Genomic DNA, 19,188 nt, shown 5'->3' with positions numbered 1-19,188 from the left:
CGCGCAAGTTGTAAAGCGATTCTCATTCGCCCAGGTTGGCGAAGCAGATTCACTTATCGCCGGCCCATCGTTGGCCAGGTGAAAAGCAAGCGGTCGCTGCGTGCTTGGGCAGTCCTATCGCCCGGTCGAGGAAGATCTTAAATTCACGCGTTTCGTTCGAGGGGTTGTGGAACGAGAGGTAGCCAAATTCCGCTCATTGACCGCCACATACCTGCCCGCCGCGTCCTTCACGAAAAAGGCGACATCCGCCGAGCGGTCAAAGTGCCTCTCAAGCAGGTCAATCTCCACCTGCGAGACGATGCGCGGGAAAGCTGGTTCTGGGTGCGTTGTGCGCGGATTCACAGTTCAATGCGATTCTGGGCCAAGAGCGAGTCGGTCGCGGAGGGTAAAATTGGGCGATTCCCAGCGCTGACACTATCAGAGGAACCTAGCGATATGCCCCCCCTCCTCTCCTTTCTCGGGATCACTCTCCTCGCTATCGCATGCTCGGCTTATCCGAATCGCCAGAAGCCCGGCGGCTACGATGCCAACAGCGACGCGCTCGCCCACTTCATTCGCGACGTCCGCAAAGTCTTGAAAAGCCCGCATCTGCCCTTCGCCATCGGCGTGCTGGGAGTTGGCGGCGCGAAGCCGAACGATCATACGGTCGAGTTTCGCAAGGCAATGGCTGTACCGGCTGCCATGCCGGAGATCCGTGGCAACGTCGTCGTGGTGCAGACAGCGCCGTTCTGGTCCGAGGAACTGGTGGCGATTGCGAACAAGTACAACAGGGTGCGACTGAGGGGCTTTCACCTCAACTCCAAACACAAAAGACACGCCAATGCCGATGGTAGTATGTCGGACAAAGAGAAGCGGGGCTACCTCGAAAACTACGAAGCCAAAATCAACTCGACGGCTGAAGCGGCGATGTGGAAACGGGGCGCCTCAAACGCCGGGCACCATTACCTCGGGAGTGCGAAGACCTTCGCCCTGATGGGCCGGCGGTTCGCGGAGACCAACCTGTCGATTCTGAAGGAGCAGGGGAAACGATGATGAATGCTCTGCTCTCCTGGCTGGTGATTGCGAACTCGGTTGTCGCAGCCGGGTCTCCGGCTCTGCCCGGCTTCCATCCGCTCACCGAGTCGCAGGCTGGCGATGTGCTGATTGCGGAGTTGCGCTGCGCGGCGTGTCATGCGGGCACGCCGCGCCGATCGCTCTCGGAAAAGGCGGCCCCCGATTTGACCGAAGCTGGGTCGCGGATTTCGCCTGCGTATCTCAGGCGATTTCTCACGTCTCCCGCTTTAGAGCATCCGGGATCCACCATGCCGGACATACTGGCGACACGACCGGAGGCCGAGCGCGACCAGATTGCCGAAGCGCTCACTCACTTTCTAGTGGCTCAGTCCAAGCTGCCTTTTACGGCAAAGCGCTCTTCGTCAGTTGACTGGGAGCAAGGTAAGGCGCTATTCCATTCCGTCGGCTGTGTCGCCTGCCACGGACCCAAAGAAACGTTCGCCGATGCGCCGCTCAAACGCGACGAAGAAGCAGAGGAAGAGGAAGACCCGCAAGTCAAAGCCCGAAAAGCGATTAAGCCGATCGCCGTGCCGCTGGGCCATGTGACTGGCAAATACAGCGTGAAATCGCTCAGCGAGTTTCTTTTTCAGCCACTTCGCAGCCGCAGTTCCGGACGCATGCCCGATATGAAGCTGACTCCCGCCGAGTCGCTGGCGATCGCCGGCTATCTGGTTGGTGAGGAGCCGAAGCAAGAACAGGCTCTTGTGCCCCAAGACGTACTGGTTGCTAAAGGCAAAGAATATTTTCGCGAGCTGAACTGCGCTGCCTGTCATGCCCTGCCGGGAATGCCCGCGGTTCCCCTCGGCAGGTCATTGACGAATGCGGACCTGGGGGGCGGCTGTTTGTCGAAAACGAGTGATCGCAGTCCTCGATTCCAACTCGCAGACGCGCAAGTCAAAGCGATCGCGGCGGCACTGCGAGAAGAGCCTGAGCGGGAAACTGACCAGCTTGTCGCCGCCAAGACGCTGACGGCGTTCCGCTGCATCGCTTGTCACGTTCGCGACGACTACGGCGGCGTGCCGGACGCGTACAATTCGCATTTTCTCGGCAGTGAGCAAAAGCTCGGCGACGATGGCCGTATTCCACCGCCGCTGACACTGATCGGCGCGAAACTGCAGCCCGCCTGGTTCAAGAAAGTGCTGTTCGACGGCGAAAGTGTGCGCCACTATATGTCCACCCGGATGCCGCAGTATGGTTCGGCTAATCTGCAACACCTGCCGACAATGTTCGCGCGCCTCGATGTGCTGCACGGCAAGGCGATGAACATTCCGAACGCGGAAGGTCGCTCCGAAAGCGACCGAAACCGCGAAAAACTGCTCCGCGCTGGTGGCCGCGAATTGCTCGGCGACAAGGGGCTGAATTGCGTCGCGTGTCACCAATTCAACGGTAAAGCCGCGCCCGGCAGTCAAGGCATCGACCTGATCACCACCAGCCAGCGACTTAAGCCCGGTTGGTACAACAGCTATCTGCGCAACCCCGGCGCCTTTCGTCCGCGCACAGTCATGCCCAGCGCCTGGTCGGGCGGCATCGCTGCGCACAAAACGATTCTAGACGGTAACACCGATACGCAGATCGAAGCCATCTGGTATTACCTGTCGCTCGGCACATCGGCCGCCGATCCCTCCGGCATTCGCGGAGTGAGTACGAAACTGAGTGTCGACGACCAGGCCAAAACGTTCCGCGGCCGCAGCCGCGTCGCCGGCTTCCGGGGTATCGCCGTCGGCCTGCCCGAGAAATTGAGTTACGCGTTCAACGCCGAGACTGGAACGCTTTCCGCCCTCTGGCAGGGAGACTTCCTCAGCGTCAACTGGAGCGGCCAGGGCTCGGGTGATTTCAATCCCGCTAGCGAACCCATCACGCTCGCCCAGGATGTCTCGTTCGCAAACCTAGCCGATGAAAATGCTGCCTGGCCGCTGCTGCCGGTGATGACCAAGGAAGCGAAGACCAATCCCGATCCACTCTATGCCAAGAATCTTGGTTATCAATTCCGTGGGTATTTTCTCGGTGATAAATCCGTTCCAACATTTCAGTATCGGATCGGCACCATCGAAGTCGAAGACCGATCTGTGGCCATGGTCGCCGCGGAAATACTCTATTTGAAACGCAGCTTGCAGTTAGAGTCGCCGGCAGCGCAATCAATTTGGTTTCGCGCATTGACAGGCGATATCCATCAGGAATCCGAGCAAGTCTATCGCACTGGCCGGTTGCGGCTATCGGTTCCCAAGAGCGAAACGAAACTGCGAACGCTGGCAGGCGAGCCGAAGCGAGCCGAACTGCTGCTGCAACTGCAGATTCCCCCAGGCAAATCCACTCTGGAGTTCCAATATGAACTACTCAAGAAATAGTTACTGGCAACTCCTCTGCCTGGTGCTGGTCATTTCGTGGACCAGTGCCGGTTCCGCGCGCTCCGAAGAAGTCGGCGAGCGCTGGGGAACCGAGGAACGCGAGCGCGAGTACTATCCGATCGTCAATATACCCTTGCCGAAGGACACCGTTATCGAGGCCGGAGCCTTCGCGGTGCTGCCTGATCGCCGGATTGCTGTGGGAACCCGACATGGCGAGATCTTTCTGATTGACGGCGTAGATTCCGCCAAACCAAACCCGTCGTTTCAGCGATTTGCTTCGGGATTGGACGAGATCTTCGGGCTCACCTGGCAGGGCAACTCGTTTCGCGTGACCCAAAGTTGCGAGCTAACGCGCGTCAGCGATTCGAACCGCGACGGAGTAGCCGATCGATTTGAGACCATCTCGGACGCCTGGGGATATGCGAATTACCACGAATACGCATTCGGTTCCAAGCTCGATGCCGAGGGAAATCAGTTCGTAGCGCTCGGACTTTCGGAGTCCTATTACTCACACGCCTTGAATCGCGGCTTCATCATGAAGGTCGCTCCCGACGGCAAGACAACCGCGTTCGCCAGTGGCCTGCGCAGTCCTGGGGGCATCGGCTTCGACGAGCATCGGGCACTTTTCTACGTCGAAAGCCAGGGCCCCTGGAATTGCTCATGCAGCCTGAAGGCCGTGGCGCCGAATAGCTTTCATGGCCACCCGGCGAGTTTCAACTGGTACAAGTACGCGCCGGAACTCGGTCCTGTGCCGGATGCGCCCAAGTCGGGAACGCGCATCGCGGCGGAGCGGAAGCGGATCCCGGAACTAACGCCCTACGCGGTCATCTTCCCCTACATCCGCATGGGCCGGTCGATCACCGCATTCAGTGTGAATCAGACGCAGGGCAAATTCGGCCCCTTCGAGAATCAACTGTTCGTCGGCGATTACACGCTCTCGATTGTGATGCGAGCCACAACCGAGCAGGTCAACGGAGTCTGGCAAGGCGCCTGCTATCCGTTTCGCGAAGGGCTCTCGACCGGTATTCTCAATGTCGAATTCACGCCCAGCGGCAAGCTACTGTGCGGCGGCACGAATCGGGGCTGGCCGGTGCGCGGGATCAAACCATTCGCCTTGGAGCGGATCGAGTGGAGCGGCAAGCTGCCATTCGAAATCAACCGCATCACCATCGAACCGGACGGCTTTAAGATCACCTTCACGAAGCCGGTGGATCTCACAACGGGATCCTCGCCGGATTCCTACGCCATTTCGGCGTTCACTCACCCGTATCACGGCGGCTATGGGGGTCCGGAAGTCGATCAGCACAAGCCAAGCGTCAAATTAGTCTCGCTGGCTGAGGATGGCCTTTCGGCCAGGGTTGTGTTGGAAAAGCTGGACCAAGGCTTTGTGTATGAGTTTGATCTGTTCAAACTCCGTTCGCGAGACAAAGACGAACTGCTGCATCGACACGCGTACTACACGGTTAACGAGATTCCCTCGCGATAAGTCGGAGCCATCCATGAGACAATCTCCCGCATCTGTCTTGTTTGTCCTCTCTCTGGGAATGGTGCTCGGAGCCGCAAACGCAGGTTCATTGACCGCTGCCGAGCATCCCGTCCCAGCGAGTCCGCTCTGGCTCACTTATTCCGGCGACAAAGGTCCAGGAGCCGGCAAGCATATCGTTTTGATCGCTGGAGATCAGGAGTATCGCAGCGAACACTCAATGCCGATGCTGGCGAGGCTGCTTGCTAAGCATCATGGATTTTATTGCACGGTCTTGTTCAGTCTGAACTTGGAGAACGAGGTCGATCCGACGCAGAAGATCCGCTGGGAAGACAAGACCGTCACGCACAACATCCCCGGCCTGGAACATCTCGAGAAGTGCGACCTGCTGATCGTGTTTACTCGGCTCCTCTCCCTGCCACCCGAGCAGCTGAAGCACATCTACAACTATCTTGATTCGGGCAAGCCGATCATCGGCATCCGCACTGCCAATCACGGTTTCCTGGACTTTGACTACCGGAAAGACGGCAAGCGAATCGACTTTGGCGAAGCGGTGCTCGGCGGTTCGTTCCGCAGTCATCACGGCCGGTGGCAGCAGGATTCCACGCGCGGAATCATCGTCGAGCAGAACAAGCACCACCCGGTTCTGAGCGGGGTCAAAGATATCTGGGGGACCTCCGATGTCTATCGCACTTACAAAGAAGGTGGCAGTCTCCCCGCCGGTTGCCTGACCCTCGTCGATGGCCAGCCGCTCGCGGGTCGCAAGCACGATGACGCAGTCAATGACAAGCTGATGCCGCTGCCGGTCGCCTGGGTAAAATCCTGGACCGGAAACACGGGCCAGACGGCGCGCGTTTTCCACGTCACGATGGGGAGCGCACAGGATTTTCAAAGCGAGGGCCTGCGTCGCCTGACCGTGAATGCCGTTTACTGGTGCTTGCATATGGAGTCCGAGATTGTCGCCGACTCGAGCATGAAAATCGTGGGCGAATACGATCCCCCGGAAAGCGGCTTTGCTTACAGCAAGCTCGGCATCGTGCCGAGGAAGCCGAACTACTACAAGTAAGATTGCGCACTTCACCCGACGACCATTCACCAACGATTTCGTCGCTCAGCTGGCGGATCATAGTAGGCAGCTGGTGTGTAAGGCTCGACCAATGGCGGTGGAGTTGCGACTGGCGCGAGTACCGAAATCCTTCGCATCGACCGAGCACAAATCGCCTGGTAGGTCGCGTCGAAGTAGTGATTCGGCTTCGGTGACTTCCACCAGCCAGTCCGAGCGCCGCCGAAACCAGGCTTGTGCCGCGTCTCCCAGGTTTCGGACAGAAGGTGCTTCGAATAGTTGAGATGGCCGGTAACGTTGCGGCGGCCGTCGACCCGCGCTGGGTTGAACAAGGTAAGTGCACCTGGTTGACCAGCTTCCAATAGCAAGCCTTCATGCACCTTCAGCTTCCAGTGATCGGCGTTTGTCATCACGAGCGGAATTCCGCCCCGGAAGACCACGTGCCAATTGTCGCCAATCAGAATGTGCGGCGAATCGAGTGGCCGCCGGTAGTTCGGCTCGCCCTTCGAGGGAATGAACGAATGGAACCCGACCTGCGCACAAAAATGCTGCACCGGCTGAATGTTCCACGATTCTTCCTTCCAGCCTTGATCGATTAACGTCAGATCAGCGATTAGCTTCTCGCCGGTCGGGGTGGTGTAAGGGATCTCTTCTTGGGCGGCATACCAGGCAAACAGCCCTTCCAAAATCAGCAGTTCGCAATCGGCGGCTTTCCGGCCCTCGGTGAGGAACGGAAAGAAGTCGTAGTCGATGATCGAGCCGGCACCGTGCTCATTCCAGGCGATCGCGACCCAATGCAGACCCAGCTTTTGCACGTCGCCGCCGACCGTGATGCAGATGGTCTCATCCGGCGCCTCGCGTTTCTCCAGACCACCCAGGCAATTGTTCTGGATGTGGTAAGGGGTGAGCACGATCCTCTGCGTCGACTCATCGGCTGGTGGATCGTTGTCGTATTCGGTCGCCACCGCGTCAGCGCCCAACCGTGCGACTTCCGAATAGTAGAACTCGAGCGCTGAGGCCTCGGCCGGCGTGTGACGGTTAGGATTCGCCACGCTGGCGCCGGCATCCATCAACTCACGGTTCGCCAAGTACAGTTCATGGGCCCTGTTCGTGCCGTTCACCCAGTCGGCCTGCTTGAGCGCGACAAACTCTTGCCATAGATCAGCTCGGTCGGGCTTCTTCACCAGGAAGCGAAATCGTTTCGGCTTCCAGCTGGGTTTTTGATCAGGATCGGTGTACTTGTAGGAGACGCAAGTGCGATTCTGAATCGTCGTCAGCATGACCCGCGCGAGTCGACGCTGCTGCGAACCGAGTCCGGCGATCGCTCGATCGATGCGGTCTTCAAGCTTGGCAGCCTGCTCGGGGCTCCGAGCCGTTTCTTCGGTGTCCGGATCGTCGATGCAAGCAACGTCGACGCGGCGGCCCTTCTTCTTCACACCGCGGATGGCGGCATCGAGACCCCGCGTGGCAATGATCGCTCCCGCCGAGGCCGAACCGGGCACTTTCGGCAGGTAGATTTCCTGGCCACACCAGGAGAAGCGGCTGGAAGTGGGTAAGTACTGCTCGCCGTTGTCAGCGAGGTTGCCAGTCACCAGCTGAAAGTGGGCGCGCTGCGGAGTGTTCTCCAGAGCGCGAACGGGAACACAGACTTCCGGATAATCGGCACACAGCCGATCGTTGTTTTCGATCTCCAACTTGATTGATTCCAGCGAATCCTGGGCGGCGCTACCGGTGGCCGCAAAGAGGACGGCGAAGCGAATCAGTCCCTGCAGCGTGTACTTGAGCAGCATCCGTTCGAAGTACGTGGTCTTCCCTTCACCACGGCTGGCAGCGATCGATTGATCGCCGCCGTGGAGAATGGCGTTACGAATCGCCGCGATCATTTCCTTCTGCTGATCGGTGAAGTCATACCAGAAGGGATTCTCGGAACCGCTCTCGATCGCAAAGTACCAGCGCAACCAGGCTTCATCGTCGGCCTCGAGCCGCGTGCGTCGCTCCGAATCTGCACAAGCAGGAACGACGACGGTTTTGCTGGCAGCGCTCCGTTCGCGCTTGCGGCGAATATCGCGGTCTCGTTCCGCGACGTTGCCCACACCCGGGACGGATTCTACTTGCTGCAGCAGGTGCCGCAGCTTCTTGGCCTTGTTGCGTAGTTCGGGAATCTTCTCCACAGCTAGTTCATCCGTTGTTGGGGCGTGCGAATCGGCACGAGTTCGGTCGACCTAAATCTCGACGCGAGAAAACCTGCTGAATTCCGGCTGAGATTCGGCCTGCCTGGCTTGAGCTGTTGGTCGGCGCATGGCTGATGTGTGTCTGTCGAATGACGACTTCGCAACCACAACAGGAAACGAACGATGAGCGCAGACCGAATGAGCGGCGCGGTGGATCAAGCCGCTTTTGAGAAGGTGATCCGCGACAACCTTTCGCCGGAAGGAGTGGCGGCCCTGGTGATGGCACTGCAACCGGCAGGTTCCTTTCCCGCCAGTACACCGGAAGGGGAGCAGGCCCTGCAGCAGGTGCTGTGGTTCCGCCACACGCTGCTCGACATGATCGGGGTCGAGACTTTCAACCGGCAGATGGATGAGCTCGGGTTCTAAGCCGAAACGCGGGTTCGCCCTGCGTCGCTCGGCGGTGGTTCGCCGAGCCTGATGATGGCAGCCAATCCATTGCGAACCGGGAGAACGATCATGTCTAAGAAGACCAGCACGAAGAAACCTGCCTTGAAGACCGCCAAGGCCAAACCCGCGAAGAAGGCCAAGGCACCAGCGACCAAGCCCGAAGCGGCCGAAACGAAGCCCGCCGGTAGCTGCCCAAAGGGTGGCGATCACGAATGGACCGACGAGGGTGCCGAGCGATTCTGCGCGATGTGCAAAGAGCCCGAGGTGGCGAAAGGCAAACGGGCGAAGAAGGCTAAGCCCGCGACCGACAAGAAGATGTCGGCCCTCGACGCTGCCGCTAAGCTCCTCGGCGAAACCAAAGAACCCATGAATACGAAGACGATGATCGAAACCATCGCGGCCAAGGGTTACTGGTCGAGCCCTGGCGGCAAGACGCCGCACGCCACGCTCTATAGCGCCATCCTGCGGGAGATCAACACCAAGGGCCACGAAGCCCGATTCAAGAAGACGGACCGGGGGAACTTCGCGTTCAACGGGTAACGCACCCCGGCAGACTTGGCCCCACGACGCCCCATGTTCGCCACGCTGGGGCGTTTTGCGTTTCTTGGCCGAGGAGGCGGAACCGGGGAAACTTACGCCACGTCGGGCCACGGGTTGCGCCGGCGAAAGGCTGCTGGATTCTGGGGGCCGGCTATTGAACTTCGCAGCGTTTGCTGGCTTATGTGTGTTATCGCAACTGCCTACGCCCGGAGCTTCACGATGACCACTTTCTACGTCGCCACCCGCGCTCAATATGTCTTGGTCGAAGCGGCCGACGAAACCGAAGCAAGCAAGCTTGGGCAAGCCGCCCTGCAGGGGATGTACGCGGCACGTTTGGGCAAACAGGTGACGATCAGGATCTGCACCATCCGGCCCGCGACCGCCGACGAGATTAAGCTGCAGCGCTGGCACAACCAGATGGTTGCGGCGGAAGGCGAGTAACCTCGCCTGAGTGCTGCTGCATCGATCCCGGTTCCCAGGCTCGCGGGAGAGCGTGGTCTGCTCGCGCGCCGTGCGCTCTCTAATCCGATTTCGGATATTCACAGTAAGACGCTCGCGGTAAGAGCTGCGGCGTGCCGGTTTCACGAAGAAGCGCACGCGCAGCTGTAGCTGTTGACGTGCGCCAGAAACCCGGCGCTAGAGAAACGGAGACTGCTCTCCGTGTGTGATGAATCCTAGGCGAAGAGCATCAAAAATGTCAAGCGACTGAATGTGCCGGCGCATCGCTTTGAAGCGGGCAATTACTGGCCGAAGGTCGCCACGCGTTTTCGGCTGAGGAACGAGTTCCACCGACCCGTACTCCGGCCACGGGCTCTCGAATATCCAGCCGTCATCGGTACGAACGAGTACTGCGCCATACTGCGGGTCCTCATCGTCCAACGAGACAATGACGCCATTCGTGATGTGAACTAGATGCCCCTCCGATCGTAGCCAGGAATCGTCAAGCAGCACATCGTCGTCTGGCCGTTGGATTGTGAACGGCACATGGATTCGCGCCAGGAATCCAGCCTGATTGGGTTCGTGAGCGACTTGATCATTCAGAGCCATCGCGCGTGCCCTCGCTCGTACTACCTGAATTGGGAGGAGAGGGAAGTGTGACTTGCCCATCGACGACGCGCCAGTTCCAACGGCGTTTCTTCCGATCGCGGTAGAAGGTGATCGTCGCTCCGTTGATGCCGATAGTCTCCTCGCGAAGGTGCCGGCTGAAAGGCGTCGGCATCGGTTTCGGGGTCTCTTCAGCCATGGTGTGCTTGCTTCGGTCTGTGATGCGAATGTGCGCGCAATCAACTTTGGGTTAACAACCGGAATGACATAAACTGCTGATGTTCATGGCTTTATCGGGATCGCACGTGCGCCGCGCGGGAGTATGTCTATGGTGGCCGAGGTGGGGGTGGGAAACCTGACCGTGAAGTCGCCAGGAAGTACCTAAAGCCCCCGGGGGGTAGGCGCCCGGCCGTCGACGTGCTCCACGTTGGCAGACTCACCGTGTGGCCCACGTGGGAGCCAGTGCGCGAGTGGCGTGGTTCTTCAAAGCCCTTAGCGCGACGCGATTGTCGCAACCGTGGGCGACGTCGTCGCAAGGCGTCGCGCTTGTGCCAACACCGTCTGAAACGAATCCTACGAGGGACATGGTTGCACCACGCGTGCCGGTTTGCGGAAGCTTCGCCAGCTGCAAAACACTTTCCAAGCACCATGGCAGAGGCGGTCCCAAGTAGCTGCACCCAAGCGGCAGTCTGCTTCCGCATCATCTGCCACGTTGAGTGTGGTGGCCGTCAGTTTTCCCGCAGCGTAGCGAGCCTCGACCAAGCGGTACAGCATCGTCGCCTGATGTTGCGTCAGGTCTCCAAATGGCGGCAGCGGATCACTGATGATTACAAACTCCGGTGTGACCACTTCACCGATGATCGAAGATTCACTCCGACTGCTCTCGGAGTCCATTGCATCGCGGATCTTACCGAACCAGTTCTGGCCGTTGATCCATTTCACCGATAGCCCTTGTCTGGCAACATGCATTGCCAGGGCATAAGCGAGATGATCTTTGCCCGTGCCAACGGGTCCAAAGAGGACCAGCCCTTCACGATTCTCTCGCCGCTCAAGAATGCCTGAGCCGTATTCCCGGATCGTATCGACCACCTGCCGTTGGTAAGGCGTGGTCGTCTGGAAGTTATCCAGGCGACAGCGGCGATATCGCGCTCCGGCTGCTTGGCCAAGGAAGTGAATGTTGCTTGCCAGTCGCCGCTGGCGCTCCTCGACCCGTTCTTCCTCTTCGGACAAACGAATCGGTTTCATTCGTCGTACTGGCAGCGGCAAGCTGCGTTCATCCGGTGAAGCGTTGCCCTGGTCCAACGCGGAGTTGACGGTGGTTGCGGCCTGCTTGTTCATGGGTAAACCTCTCTGGGAAAACGCCGGAATAGTCGTTATCGACGGTGAGACGGAGGCATTCGGCTGCCTTTGCGGGGCCAAGTGGCAGCAAGCGCGCGTACGTCTTTGTCAAAAACTCTTCGCGCAGCGAGAGTCGTTTCCGGCGGCGTTGCTTAAGCCAAGCATCGCGGGCGGCAACGAAGTGCGGCACGTTTAGTTCATCCGGCAGTGGAACGTCCTCTGCACGGGGCTCTTTCTCCGCGGGGACCGGCGGCTCGGAAGGAGCGGGCGGTGCGGGGGGAGAAACATCATCGAACACAAATCCCAATTCATTGGGCGACGACTTCGCCAATGTATTAGGGTTAGGGTTAGGACTAGGGTAAGAAAGCTTACCGCTATTCATTCCGCTATTCTTTCCGTGATTCGTTCCGCTATTCATTCCTCTAGCGGAAAGAATTACCGCCGATTCTTTCCCCATTGGGAAAGAATCAGCGACGTGATTCGTGACGGGATTGTCGCCTCTTGAGGACAGCCCTCGCTCCTCAATCGGGCTATCCGAGAGCGTTTGAAATCGCTCTGGGATCAACACAAAATACAGTCCGACATTCCGCGTCCCGGCACGTTCGTAATTCAACCAGCCGGCTTCGACTGCTTTGTGCCTCGCGTGATTGAGCTGCTTGGGCGAGGTGAAGCCCATGGTCTGCTCGAGTTGTGAATTCCAATACCGTACTGGTCCGGTATAGCGGGCGGCATCCTCGGTGTGGGCGATGAAACTGAGTAGCAGGCAAGCGTCTCGTCCAATGTCTTGTGCTGCGCAACTCTTCTGCAGCACACGGACGAATCGGTGTGCGAAGTAGCTGTCACGTTTGGGATACTTGCCGGACATGCCGCTCAACCTTGATTCATCGCCGTCAGCCGACTGAGGCTGTGGCAGTTGTCGCCGACGAGTCAATTCGCTCGACACGAAACGAATCTTCACCGCACTCACGGCGAACGAAGTTCACGAACAGGCGACTGAAGTCGCGACCGACGGCAGTGCCGGCCTCGATCACGCAGGCCCGAGTCGCCTGATCGAAGAAGTACGCGGCATCGAGTCGCACCTGAGCTTCCCCATGCAGGGCTTCGCATCCCCAGATCGCCAGCAGCAAAGCTGCCTCGATATCTTCCGACTGCACTGTGTCCTCAAAGCTGTACCGATAGATGTCATTGGCCATTGCACTTTGCTCCTGAAAGGCGATTTACCTACTTATTAACAACCCGGTTCGCCGGGAAACTGACGAAAAAAGTCAAAGATATTTTTCGAGACCACGGGCTTCGAAGCGGCACCGCAGCTTGGAAAGCCATGAATTCAGCGTGGTTCTCGGCACTTCCATGTCCTTGGCGACTTGAGCGATCGAGTCCTCCTGAAGCCGCTCACAAAACTCCCGGTGTCGTGGATCGGGGAGACTGGCGATGCATTCCGTGACGTCGATCCGCAGGGTCAGCTGATCCAGCTCGCTACGCTCCGCACTACCCTTTCGAGACGGTGTATCGCACGCTCGGATTGGGGCCGGATCGGGACCGTCGACCTGGCGTGGCCCGGGAAGGGCGCAAGTGCGACGGTAGTCACGTTTTTCGGCTTGGCGATCACGGACCATGTTGGCGATCTGCCGCCGCACAGCTAGGGCCAGGAAGGCTTTCCATTTCGGCTCGTTCTCACAGCGCTTCGGCAACCGCTTGACGAGTTTCAAATACAGCTGCTGCTGGATGTCTTCCCGATCCTGCGATCGGAATCCGAACTTACCGATGACTCGGCGAGCGAACTTCTGGACGTAATTGCGGGTGAAGGCATCGATGCCTGGGGACGAGGGCCCGCGATCCTGGTTAGGATCATGTGGCGGATCCATGATGCAACTCCAACGGGATGTGATTCCCGCCGCGTCTGACGCACGGCGTTAAACACGGCTGGAGTTGCAGCAAAGCGAATGAAGAAAATTGCGCCTCGATGTAAGTTGGGACTTTGCAGGCAGTTAATGCGTCGTTTGCAAAAGTTGCAGTTGCAGAAAAACAGTGCAACTGCAACTTTCTAAGCCGTCTTCTTTTTCCCCTGTGAACGTTTTCCGAGGGGCATGAGTTGGTCTAGGTTTTGTGCGTCCTCCCAGAGGTCACGAAGTCGTTCCGCCCTGGAATCATTCAAGCAACGATTGACACGGTATTTCCGAAATTTGACGAGTACCCCCAAACCCTCTTGGGTTAAGCGCGGCCACAACTCGGATGTACCGGTTTTCCCTGCGACGTGACTCGCGTACTCTTTGGCTGACTTGATGTGCTCGACGAGGGCGTCACATAGCTTTTCGATGTCGGCCAATCGAACACCACGCATCTGGGGGCGACGGCGTTCCGTTGGTGAGATTTCACCTGCGTGGGTGTCAACGATCCGACTCTCGACGTAGCCGGTGTCAAAACTGATTCCGGTCTCACCCAAGCTTAGAGTCGACTCCAGAGCCAGAAGCAGGTTGGGTAGTCGCTCGGACCAGCGAGTGACACTAGCCTCCGTCGGACAAAACACGATCGCCTTGGGCCGGGATTTCAGTGCGCGCGTGACCTGATCCGCCTGCTCAAGTGAGGATCCCCGCACAAACCACACTTCACGAATCCGACCCGCCCATTTCGCTTTCCCGATCTGCCAGAGCTGCCCTGAGACTTCGGCCCGAATGGCGAGCTGCAAGCCTTGAAATGCCGACTTGAGCAGGGCAATCGTGTCGATCTCCCATCGTCGCAGTGAATCTCCGTTCACTTCGTACACGCCACAGCCTTGGCAATGAAGGTAGGCATGGGTTTTATCGTCGACACCGCTGAGATAAGTCAGCGGCTGACGATCGCCACATTCATTGCAGGTGTACGCGGCCGCGGGAGCCGTTGGCCGGAGAATCTTTTGGCCGCAGAGGGCGGAAAGTGCCAATCCAAGCTCGGCCTGCACTTCGGTCGCGTCGATGATTGGTGATTTAGCTGGCCACCGTGATAAGAGTCGACTCATCAATCGAGACACGTTCGATTCCCCAAAGGCGCAGATATTTCTCGATGATCTGCAGCCGTTCGGGCGCAACGTCCCGCAGATTGTTCGAGTGCGGATAGACAATGTCGAAGCTAGTCCTGCCCGGTTTTCGGCCCGGTTTGGGCAGAAACTCAAAACAGAAGCCAACCAGTGATACCCCCCAATTATTCAGGGGGATGTTTTCCAGGTTGAGGCAGTCAGGTACTGCGATGTCCATGTGGTACTCCCGCTCGCTGCCATCGATCTCGACCATCACGCGGCGCCAGGGAGCCCCAGAAGCTAGTCGCAACCGACGAATGCTGACCTGAATCTCATCGGCCGGATCTACTTCGAGGTTCCGCATTCCTCCTTTGAGATGCTCGAGTTCGTACGCAGGCTCGGGCTCGTGGCGCCCCAGGTCATAGGCCAAGATATTGCGGGAGAACATCTTCTCCAGCCGCTCCTTGAAGGGCTTGCGAAGTTTGGCGAAGGTCTGCAGCGTGCCCTGATCGCCATTAAACGAGAACGCAACTTGGAGTGTCTGTCGCTGCGTGATCGCGATCAGCTTCCCTTCCTCGTTATGCACATTGAGGTTCTGCAGATAGTCGTCTGCATAGGCAAAGAAGTAGGTGGTGCTGTCGTGATGCATGTACTCGACGGTGCATTGTTTACCTCGCCCTTCTTCTCGCAGCATTTCCGAAATCTCGTTGGCCAGCGCATCGCGCGCCACGGCCGAGGTATTGGCCTCGATCTGGGGCAGATCGTTGCGCTTCCGCCACCAGGGAAGGGTTTCGACTCGGTGAATCAATTGAGCTTTGTCGAAAATGTTCCGACGATGGAGCCACACCCACATGGTTCGCCCCCAGAGACATAAGTCTGTCGGCACTTCTCCGGGCAAATCCCACACGGCGCAGAGGGGCGCTGACTCGAGAATCGCTTCGTAGCCGGAATCACATGCGAGATCCGAAATGGCCCGCAAAAACGTTTCGATTTCGTCGCGTTTCACGGACGAGATCTCGCACAGATAGTTCAAGATTGGGTCGACCTTGTTGTCGAGCAGCAGAAACCAGGCAATCCGCTGGTCCCAGACTTCCATCTCCTGAAAGCACTCTCCCAGCAGTTCCTGGGGCATCATGCGCAGTGCCGTGCGAATATTGAATCCCTTGCGTGCCATGTCCTGACTCCTTTTTCTTTCACTGTTGCCGAATCGCGATGACTTTACCTAACACCAAGAATTCCTCTTCCCCGGTCACGGGGATCGGTTTGTAACGCTTGTTCTCGGAGCGAAGCTCGATGCTGTCCCCCTGGATGGAAAGCCGCTTCACCATGGTCTCATTGTCCAGGCACACGACGACGATCTCGCCGCTCTCGGCGATCGGCTGTCGGCGAACGATGATCACATCCCCTTCACGCATTCCCGCGTTGATCATGCTGTCGCCCAGTACGGTCAACCCAAAGCAGCTCCCGCGACCGACCAAGCTGCTCTCAACCATGACTTCGCCATCAGGGTTTTCTTCCGCGAGCATCTTGGGACCAGCTTTGACGAAACCATAGATGGGCACGGAGACCAGCGAAGTGGGCCGTTGCTCAATATCGCGCACCACTTTGAGACTGCGTGATTGCCGCGGTTGGCGGGTGACGTAACCCTTGCGTTCCAGCTGCACCACCAGCTGATGAGCACTGGCGCCGCTAATCTTGAGGGCCTGGCCAAGCTCCTGCATGGTCGGCGGATATTCGTGCCGCACGATGAAATCCCGAATCGCCTGATGCGTTTGACGCTGGGCATCGGTGATCTGTTCGACGACCGGCCGACCGGGCCGTTTTCGTTTGGCTGCCATGGAATTCCAATTAGCGCTAACGTGCTTCTGTTGTGACTGATGGATTTATATCGAGCCTGCAGGGTTAACACAAGCAGATTTTGCTAGCATTTTCTAAGTCGCTGACAGCAAACGAGATACGGCAGTTTCTCGCGCATCGCACGATTCTCCTTTCGTCAGTTGGCATCGGGACCGGGTTGTTAACAGGTAATGGAATCACACGCGCAAGCGTTCCGTCACCTGCACTGGGATCACCGATGGCCAAGGACAAATACTCGCTTGAACTCTCGCCCGAAGAGCGTCGCCATGAACTGGCCGAACTGCTCGCGCGCGGTCTCATTCGGTTACACCTGCGCCGGGCTACCCAAGGCCAATCAGCCGAGCAACCTCATCCAGAGAAAGCTCTCGATTCTGGTCTCGGAGGCCTTGAGGTTTCCGCAGAAACCGTGCTCAGTGTCCACACGGGTTAACGGTCCCGAGAGTCACTCAACCAAGGAGCAGACATGCTGAACATTGACAAAGAGGTCACCGCGATGCAGCGGATGACCGTCGACGAATTGCGGGGGAAGTTCGCCGAGGTTTTCGGCGAAGCGACCACCGGCCGCAACAAGGAGTGGCTGATTAAGCGAATTGCCTGGCGAATGCAGGCGAACGCCGAGGGTGGATTATCGGAACGAGCCCGCCGGCGGGCGATGGAGCTGGCTAATGATGCCGACCTACGCGTCACCGCCCCGCGTCAGCGGCGATCAATCGACGGCGCCGACGAACGCACGAAGACTGTGCCAGCCAAAATCGCCGCAGCCACGCATTTGCTGCCGGGCACGATGCTCAAGCGCGACTACAAGGGCCGGACCATCCGCGTGATCGTGCTCGACGACGGGTTTGAATGCGAAGGGGAGCGCTACAAGTCACTGACTGCGGTTGCCAAAGCGGTCACCGGCAAGCACTGGAACGGCTTTCACTTCTTCGGCCTACGCGAGAAAGCAGGTGCGAAATGAAACGCCAACAAATCAAAACACCAGCGCCGAAGAGCGTTCGCTGCGCGATCTACACGCGGAAGTCGACCGAGGAAGGATTGCAGCAAGAGTTCAACTCGCTCGACGCGCAGCGCGAGGCCGGCGAAGCGTACATCAAGAGCCAGTTGCACGAGGGCTGGGTGTGTTCACCCACGCAGTACGACGACGGTGGCTTCACCGGTGCCAACATGGATCGCCCCGGCTTGCGTCAACTGATTGCCGATATCGAAGCTGGGAAGGTCGATTGCGTGGTTGTCTACAAAGTCGACCGCTTGAGCCGCAGCCTGCTCGACTTCGGCAAGATCATCGAGGTCTTCGAACGGCACAAGGTTTCATTCGTCAGCGTGACGCAGGCGTTCAACACGGCGACGTCGATGGGCCGGCTCATTCTGAACGTACTGCTTTCGTTCGCCCAGTTCGAACGGGAAATGATCAGCGAGCGAACGCGCGACAAGATCGCGGCGGCGAGGCGCAAAGGAAAGTGGTCGGGCGGCATGCCCGTCCTGGGCTATAACGTGGTCAACACGAAACTCGTGGTCGATCCTGGAGAAGCCCAGATGGTTCGGCAGATCTTCGAAATGTACCTGGAACGCCAGTCGCTGCTCGAGGTTAGCAACGAATTGAACTTGCGAGACTGGCGTACCAAACGCTGGACTACCCGCAAAGGGTCGGTCCGGGGTGGTCGAACATTCGACAAGAGCTCGCTGCATCAGCTGCTGACGAATTCAACCTATATCGGCAAGGTCCGGTACAAGGACGAAACTCATGCGGGCGAACACAAGGCGATCGTGCCAGAGGACGACTTTAACCGCGTCCAATCGCTGCTCGAGCGAAATGGCCGCAGCGGTGGGCGCGGTGTTCGGAACAAGCATGGTGCGTTGCTACGAGGACTGCTCCAGTGCAAGCCTTGCAAGTGCGGCATGAGCCACTCCTACACGACCCGTGGCAAGCGCGAATACCGCTACTACGTTTGCAATCGTGCTCAGAAACGCGGCTGGCAAACGTGTCCTGCACCATCCATCCCTGCGGCCGAGATCGAGAGCTTCGTGGTTGGTGAGATCAAGGCCATCGGTCGAGACCCGGTACTAATTCGGGAGACCTTGACGCAGTCCCACGCGCAGATTGAATGCCAGGTGGGCAAGTTACAGGCAGAACACGCGCGGTTAGTAGGCCAACTCCGCAGCGATCATGCCGAACTGGGTCAACTAGCTACGCACCCTCGTCCCAGCGATTCGCAACTCGCTGCGATCCACGAGCGTATTCAGTCCGCTGAACAGCACATCTCGGCCATCGACGCTGAACTCTCAATGCTCGAGCAGATGATTGTCCGCGACGCCGAAATAGCGCAAGCGCTTCGTCAGTTCGACGAGGTGTGGGATGGATTGACGCCGCGCGAACAGGCTCGCATGTTCGAGTTGTTGATCGAATGCGTTCTCTACGACGGGGATGCCGGGATTATCTCGATTACCTTTCGACCGAGTGGCATTGAGGCGCTGGACCGCGAGTTTACGAAACGGAAGGATGATGCAGCATGATGACGATTGAACGGAAGGTTGTGTTCCAAACCAACCAGCGAGATCGAAACAGGGGCGCTGATGCACGGAGGACAACAGGGCTCCAAGCTCGCGTGCCCCGCGTGGCGAAGCTGATGGCCTTGGCCATTCGCCTTGACCAATTGATCCGGGACGGCCAGGTAACCGACCGCGCGGAGGCTGCCCGTCTAGGGCATGTGACAAGAGCACGATTAACGCAGATCATGAATCTGCTTCACCTTGCACCTGATCTACAGGAGCAGATCTTGCTGCTTCCGGCGGTTGAGAAAGGTCGTGCTCAGTTTACAGAAAAGCAACTTCGCCCCATCGCTGCGGTGCCGTGCTGG

The 19,188-nt window shown here is 58.4% G+C and carries 20 protein-coding genes and 1 other RNA gene; 11 read left to right on the top strand and 10 right to left on the bottom strand.

Annotated elements, in window-relative coordinates:
- Positions 1 to 435: 435 nt before the first annotated feature.
- From NA78x_RS14150 to NA78x_RS14135, 4 genes are read left to right on the top strand one after another with little or no spacing between them, the layout of a single operon-like run.
- Entirely contained in the window at positions 436 to 1,032 is a 597-nt protein-coding gene (locus tag NA78x_RS14150; RefSeq protein WP_425619097.1) for a hypothetical protein, read from the top strand.
- Positions 1,029 to 3,398, top strand: a complete 2,370-nt coding sequence (locus NA78x_RS14145) for a hypothetical protein (protein WP_425619096.1) — start codon at positions 1,029 to 1,031, stop codon at positions 3,396 to 3,398. The genes NA78x_RS14150 and NA78x_RS14145 overlap by 4 nt, the downstream gene beginning before the upstream one ends.
- Positions 3,379 to 4,884: a hypothetical protein gene (locus NA78x_RS14140; RefSeq protein ID WP_425619095.1), complete on the top strand. Its 1,506-nt coding sequence runs from the start codon at positions 3,379 to 3,381 to the stop codon at positions 4,882 to 4,884. The genes NA78x_RS14145 and NA78x_RS14140 overlap by 20 nt, the downstream gene beginning before the upstream one ends.
- A gap of 13 nt (positions 4,885 to 4,897) precedes the next feature.
- Positions 4,898 to 5,947 carry a ThuA domain-containing protein gene (locus NA78x_RS14135; RefSeq protein WP_425619094.1) on the top strand — a complete coding sequence of 350 codons (1,050 nt, stop codon included), beginning with the start codon at positions 4,898 to 4,900 and terminating at the stop codon, positions 5,945 to 5,947.
- Between the two features lie 26 nt (positions 5,948 to 5,973).
- Here the strand turns inward: NA78x_RS14135 and NA78x_RS14130 are convergent, their stop codons facing one another.
- The gene (locus NA78x_RS14130) at positions 5,974 to 8,115 is read right to left on the bottom strand and encodes a terminase gpA endonuclease subunit (protein WP_425619093.1); all 2,142 of its coding nucleotides are present in this window, start codon (positions 8,113 to 8,115) and stop codon (positions 5,974 to 5,976) included.
- 183 nt (positions 8,116 to 8,298) lie between these two features.
- Between NA78x_RS14130 and NA78x_RS14125 the strand changes: the two genes are divergently transcribed.
- From NA78x_RS14125 to NA78x_RS14110, 4 genes are all read left to right on the top strand, one after another.
- Positions 8,299 to 8,541: a hypothetical protein gene (locus tag NA78x_RS14125; RefSeq protein ID WP_425618772.1), complete on the top strand. Its 243-nt coding sequence runs from the start codon at positions 8,299 to 8,301 to the stop codon at positions 8,539 to 8,541.
- Positions 8,541 to 8,608: hammerhead ribozyme type II (locus NA78x_RS14120), an RNA gene on the top strand. The genes NA78x_RS14125 and NA78x_RS14120 overlap by 1 nt, the downstream gene beginning before the upstream one ends.
- 23 nt (positions 8,609 to 8,631) lie before the next feature.
- Positions 8,632 to 9,102: a winged helix-turn-helix domain-containing protein gene (locus NA78x_RS14115; RefSeq protein ID WP_425619092.1), complete on the top strand. Its 471-nt coding sequence runs from the start codon at positions 8,632 to 8,634 to the stop codon at positions 9,100 to 9,102.
- Between the two features lie 219 nt (positions 9,103 to 9,321).
- Complete coding sequence (locus tag NA78x_RS14110) at positions 9,322 to 9,543, top strand: hypothetical protein (RefSeq protein ID WP_425619091.1); 222 nt, start codon at positions 9,322 to 9,324, stop codon at positions 9,541 to 9,543.
- A 195-nt stretch (positions 9,544 to 9,738) separates the two neighbouring features.
- On the opposite strand, the gene NA78x_RS14105 is transcribed toward NA78x_RS14110, so the two are convergent.
- The 9 genes from NA78x_RS14105 to lexA all read right to left on the bottom strand — a co-directional run bounded on the left by NA78x_RS14105 (position 9,739) and on the right by lexA (position 16,314).
- Complete coding sequence (locus NA78x_RS14105) at positions 9,739 to 10,149, bottom strand: hypothetical protein (RefSeq protein ID WP_425619090.1); 411 nt, start codon at positions 10,147 to 10,149, stop codon at positions 9,739 to 9,741.
- A complete protein-coding gene (locus tag NA78x_RS14100; protein ID WP_425619089.1) occupies positions 10,136 to 10,345 on the bottom strand; it encodes a hypothetical protein in 210 nt (69 codons plus the stop codon). The genes NA78x_RS14105 and NA78x_RS14100 overlap by 14 nt, the downstream gene beginning before the upstream one ends.
- 374 nt (positions 10,346 to 10,719) lie before the next feature.
- A complete protein-coding gene (locus NA78x_RS14095) occupies positions 10,720 to 11,391 on the bottom strand; it encodes an ATP-binding protein (RefSeq protein WP_425619088.1) in 672 nt (223 codons plus the stop codon).
- Between the two features lie 28 nt (positions 11,392 to 11,419).
- Positions 11,420 to 12,349, bottom strand: a complete 930-nt coding sequence (locus NA78x_RS14090) for a hypothetical protein (protein WP_425619087.1) — start codon at positions 12,347 to 12,349, stop codon at positions 11,420 to 11,422.
- Between the two features lie 25 nt (positions 12,350 to 12,374).
- Positions 12,375 to 12,677 carry a hypothetical protein gene (locus NA78x_RS14085; protein ID WP_425619086.1) on the bottom strand — a complete coding sequence of 101 codons (303 nt, stop codon included), beginning with the start codon at positions 12,675 to 12,677 and terminating at the stop codon, positions 12,375 to 12,377.
- Between the two features lie 72 nt (positions 12,678 to 12,749).
- On the bottom strand, positions 12,750 to 13,349 hold the full coding sequence (locus NA78x_RS14080; protein ID WP_425619085.1) for a sigma-70 family RNA polymerase sigma factor: 600 nt from the start codon (positions 13,347 to 13,349) through the stop codon (positions 12,750 to 12,752).
- Positions 13,350 to 13,528: 179 nt separating this feature from the next.
- Positions 13,529 to 14,479, bottom strand: a complete 951-nt coding sequence (locus NA78x_RS14075) for a hypothetical protein (RefSeq protein WP_425619084.1) — start codon at positions 14,477 to 14,479, stop codon at positions 13,529 to 13,531.
- Positions 14,448 to 15,650 carry a hypothetical protein gene (locus NA78x_RS14070; protein ID WP_425619083.1) on the bottom strand — a complete coding sequence of 401 codons (1,203 nt, stop codon included), beginning with the start codon at positions 15,648 to 15,650 and terminating at the stop codon, positions 14,448 to 14,450. Before NA78x_RS14070 ends, NA78x_RS14075 begins: the two co-directional genes overlap by 32 nt.
- 19 nt (positions 15,651 to 15,669) lie before the next feature.
- A complete protein-coding gene (lexA, locus tag NA78x_RS14065; RefSeq protein WP_425619082.1) occupies positions 15,670 to 16,314 on the bottom strand; it encodes a transcriptional repressor LexA in 645 nt (214 codons plus the stop codon).
- A 236-nt stretch (positions 16,315 to 16,550) separates the two neighbouring features.
- On the opposite strand from lexA, the gene NA78x_RS14060 reads away from it, so the two are divergent.
- From NA78x_RS14060 to NA78x_RS14050, 3 genes are read left to right on the top strand one after another with little or no spacing between them, the layout of a single operon-like run.
- Complete coding sequence (locus tag NA78x_RS14060; RefSeq protein ID WP_425619081.1) at positions 16,551 to 16,763, top strand: hypothetical protein; 213 nt, start codon at positions 16,551 to 16,553, stop codon at positions 16,761 to 16,763.
- 33 nt (positions 16,764 to 16,796) lie between these two features.
- Positions 16,797 to 17,291 carry a DUF2924 domain-containing protein gene (locus NA78x_RS14055; protein ID WP_425619080.1) on the top strand — a complete coding sequence of 165 codons (495 nt, stop codon included), beginning with the start codon at positions 16,797 to 16,799 and terminating at the stop codon, positions 17,289 to 17,291.
- Entirely contained in the window at positions 17,288 to 18,844 is a 1,557-nt protein-coding gene (locus NA78x_RS14050; RefSeq protein ID WP_425619079.1) for a recombinase family protein, read from the top strand. Before NA78x_RS14055 ends, NA78x_RS14050 begins: the two co-directional genes overlap by 4 nt.
- The last annotated feature ends 344 nt before the right edge of the window (positions 18,845 to 19,188 follow it).

The organism is Anatilimnocola aquadivae (genome assembly GCF_049819085.1).
Taxonomy (GTDB): Bacteria; Planctomycetota; Planctomycetia; order Pirellulales; family Pirellulaceae; genus Anatilimnocola.
The sequence above is the reverse complement of the archived record's forward strand: the minus strand, read 5'-3'. Positions and strand labels throughout refer to the sequence as shown.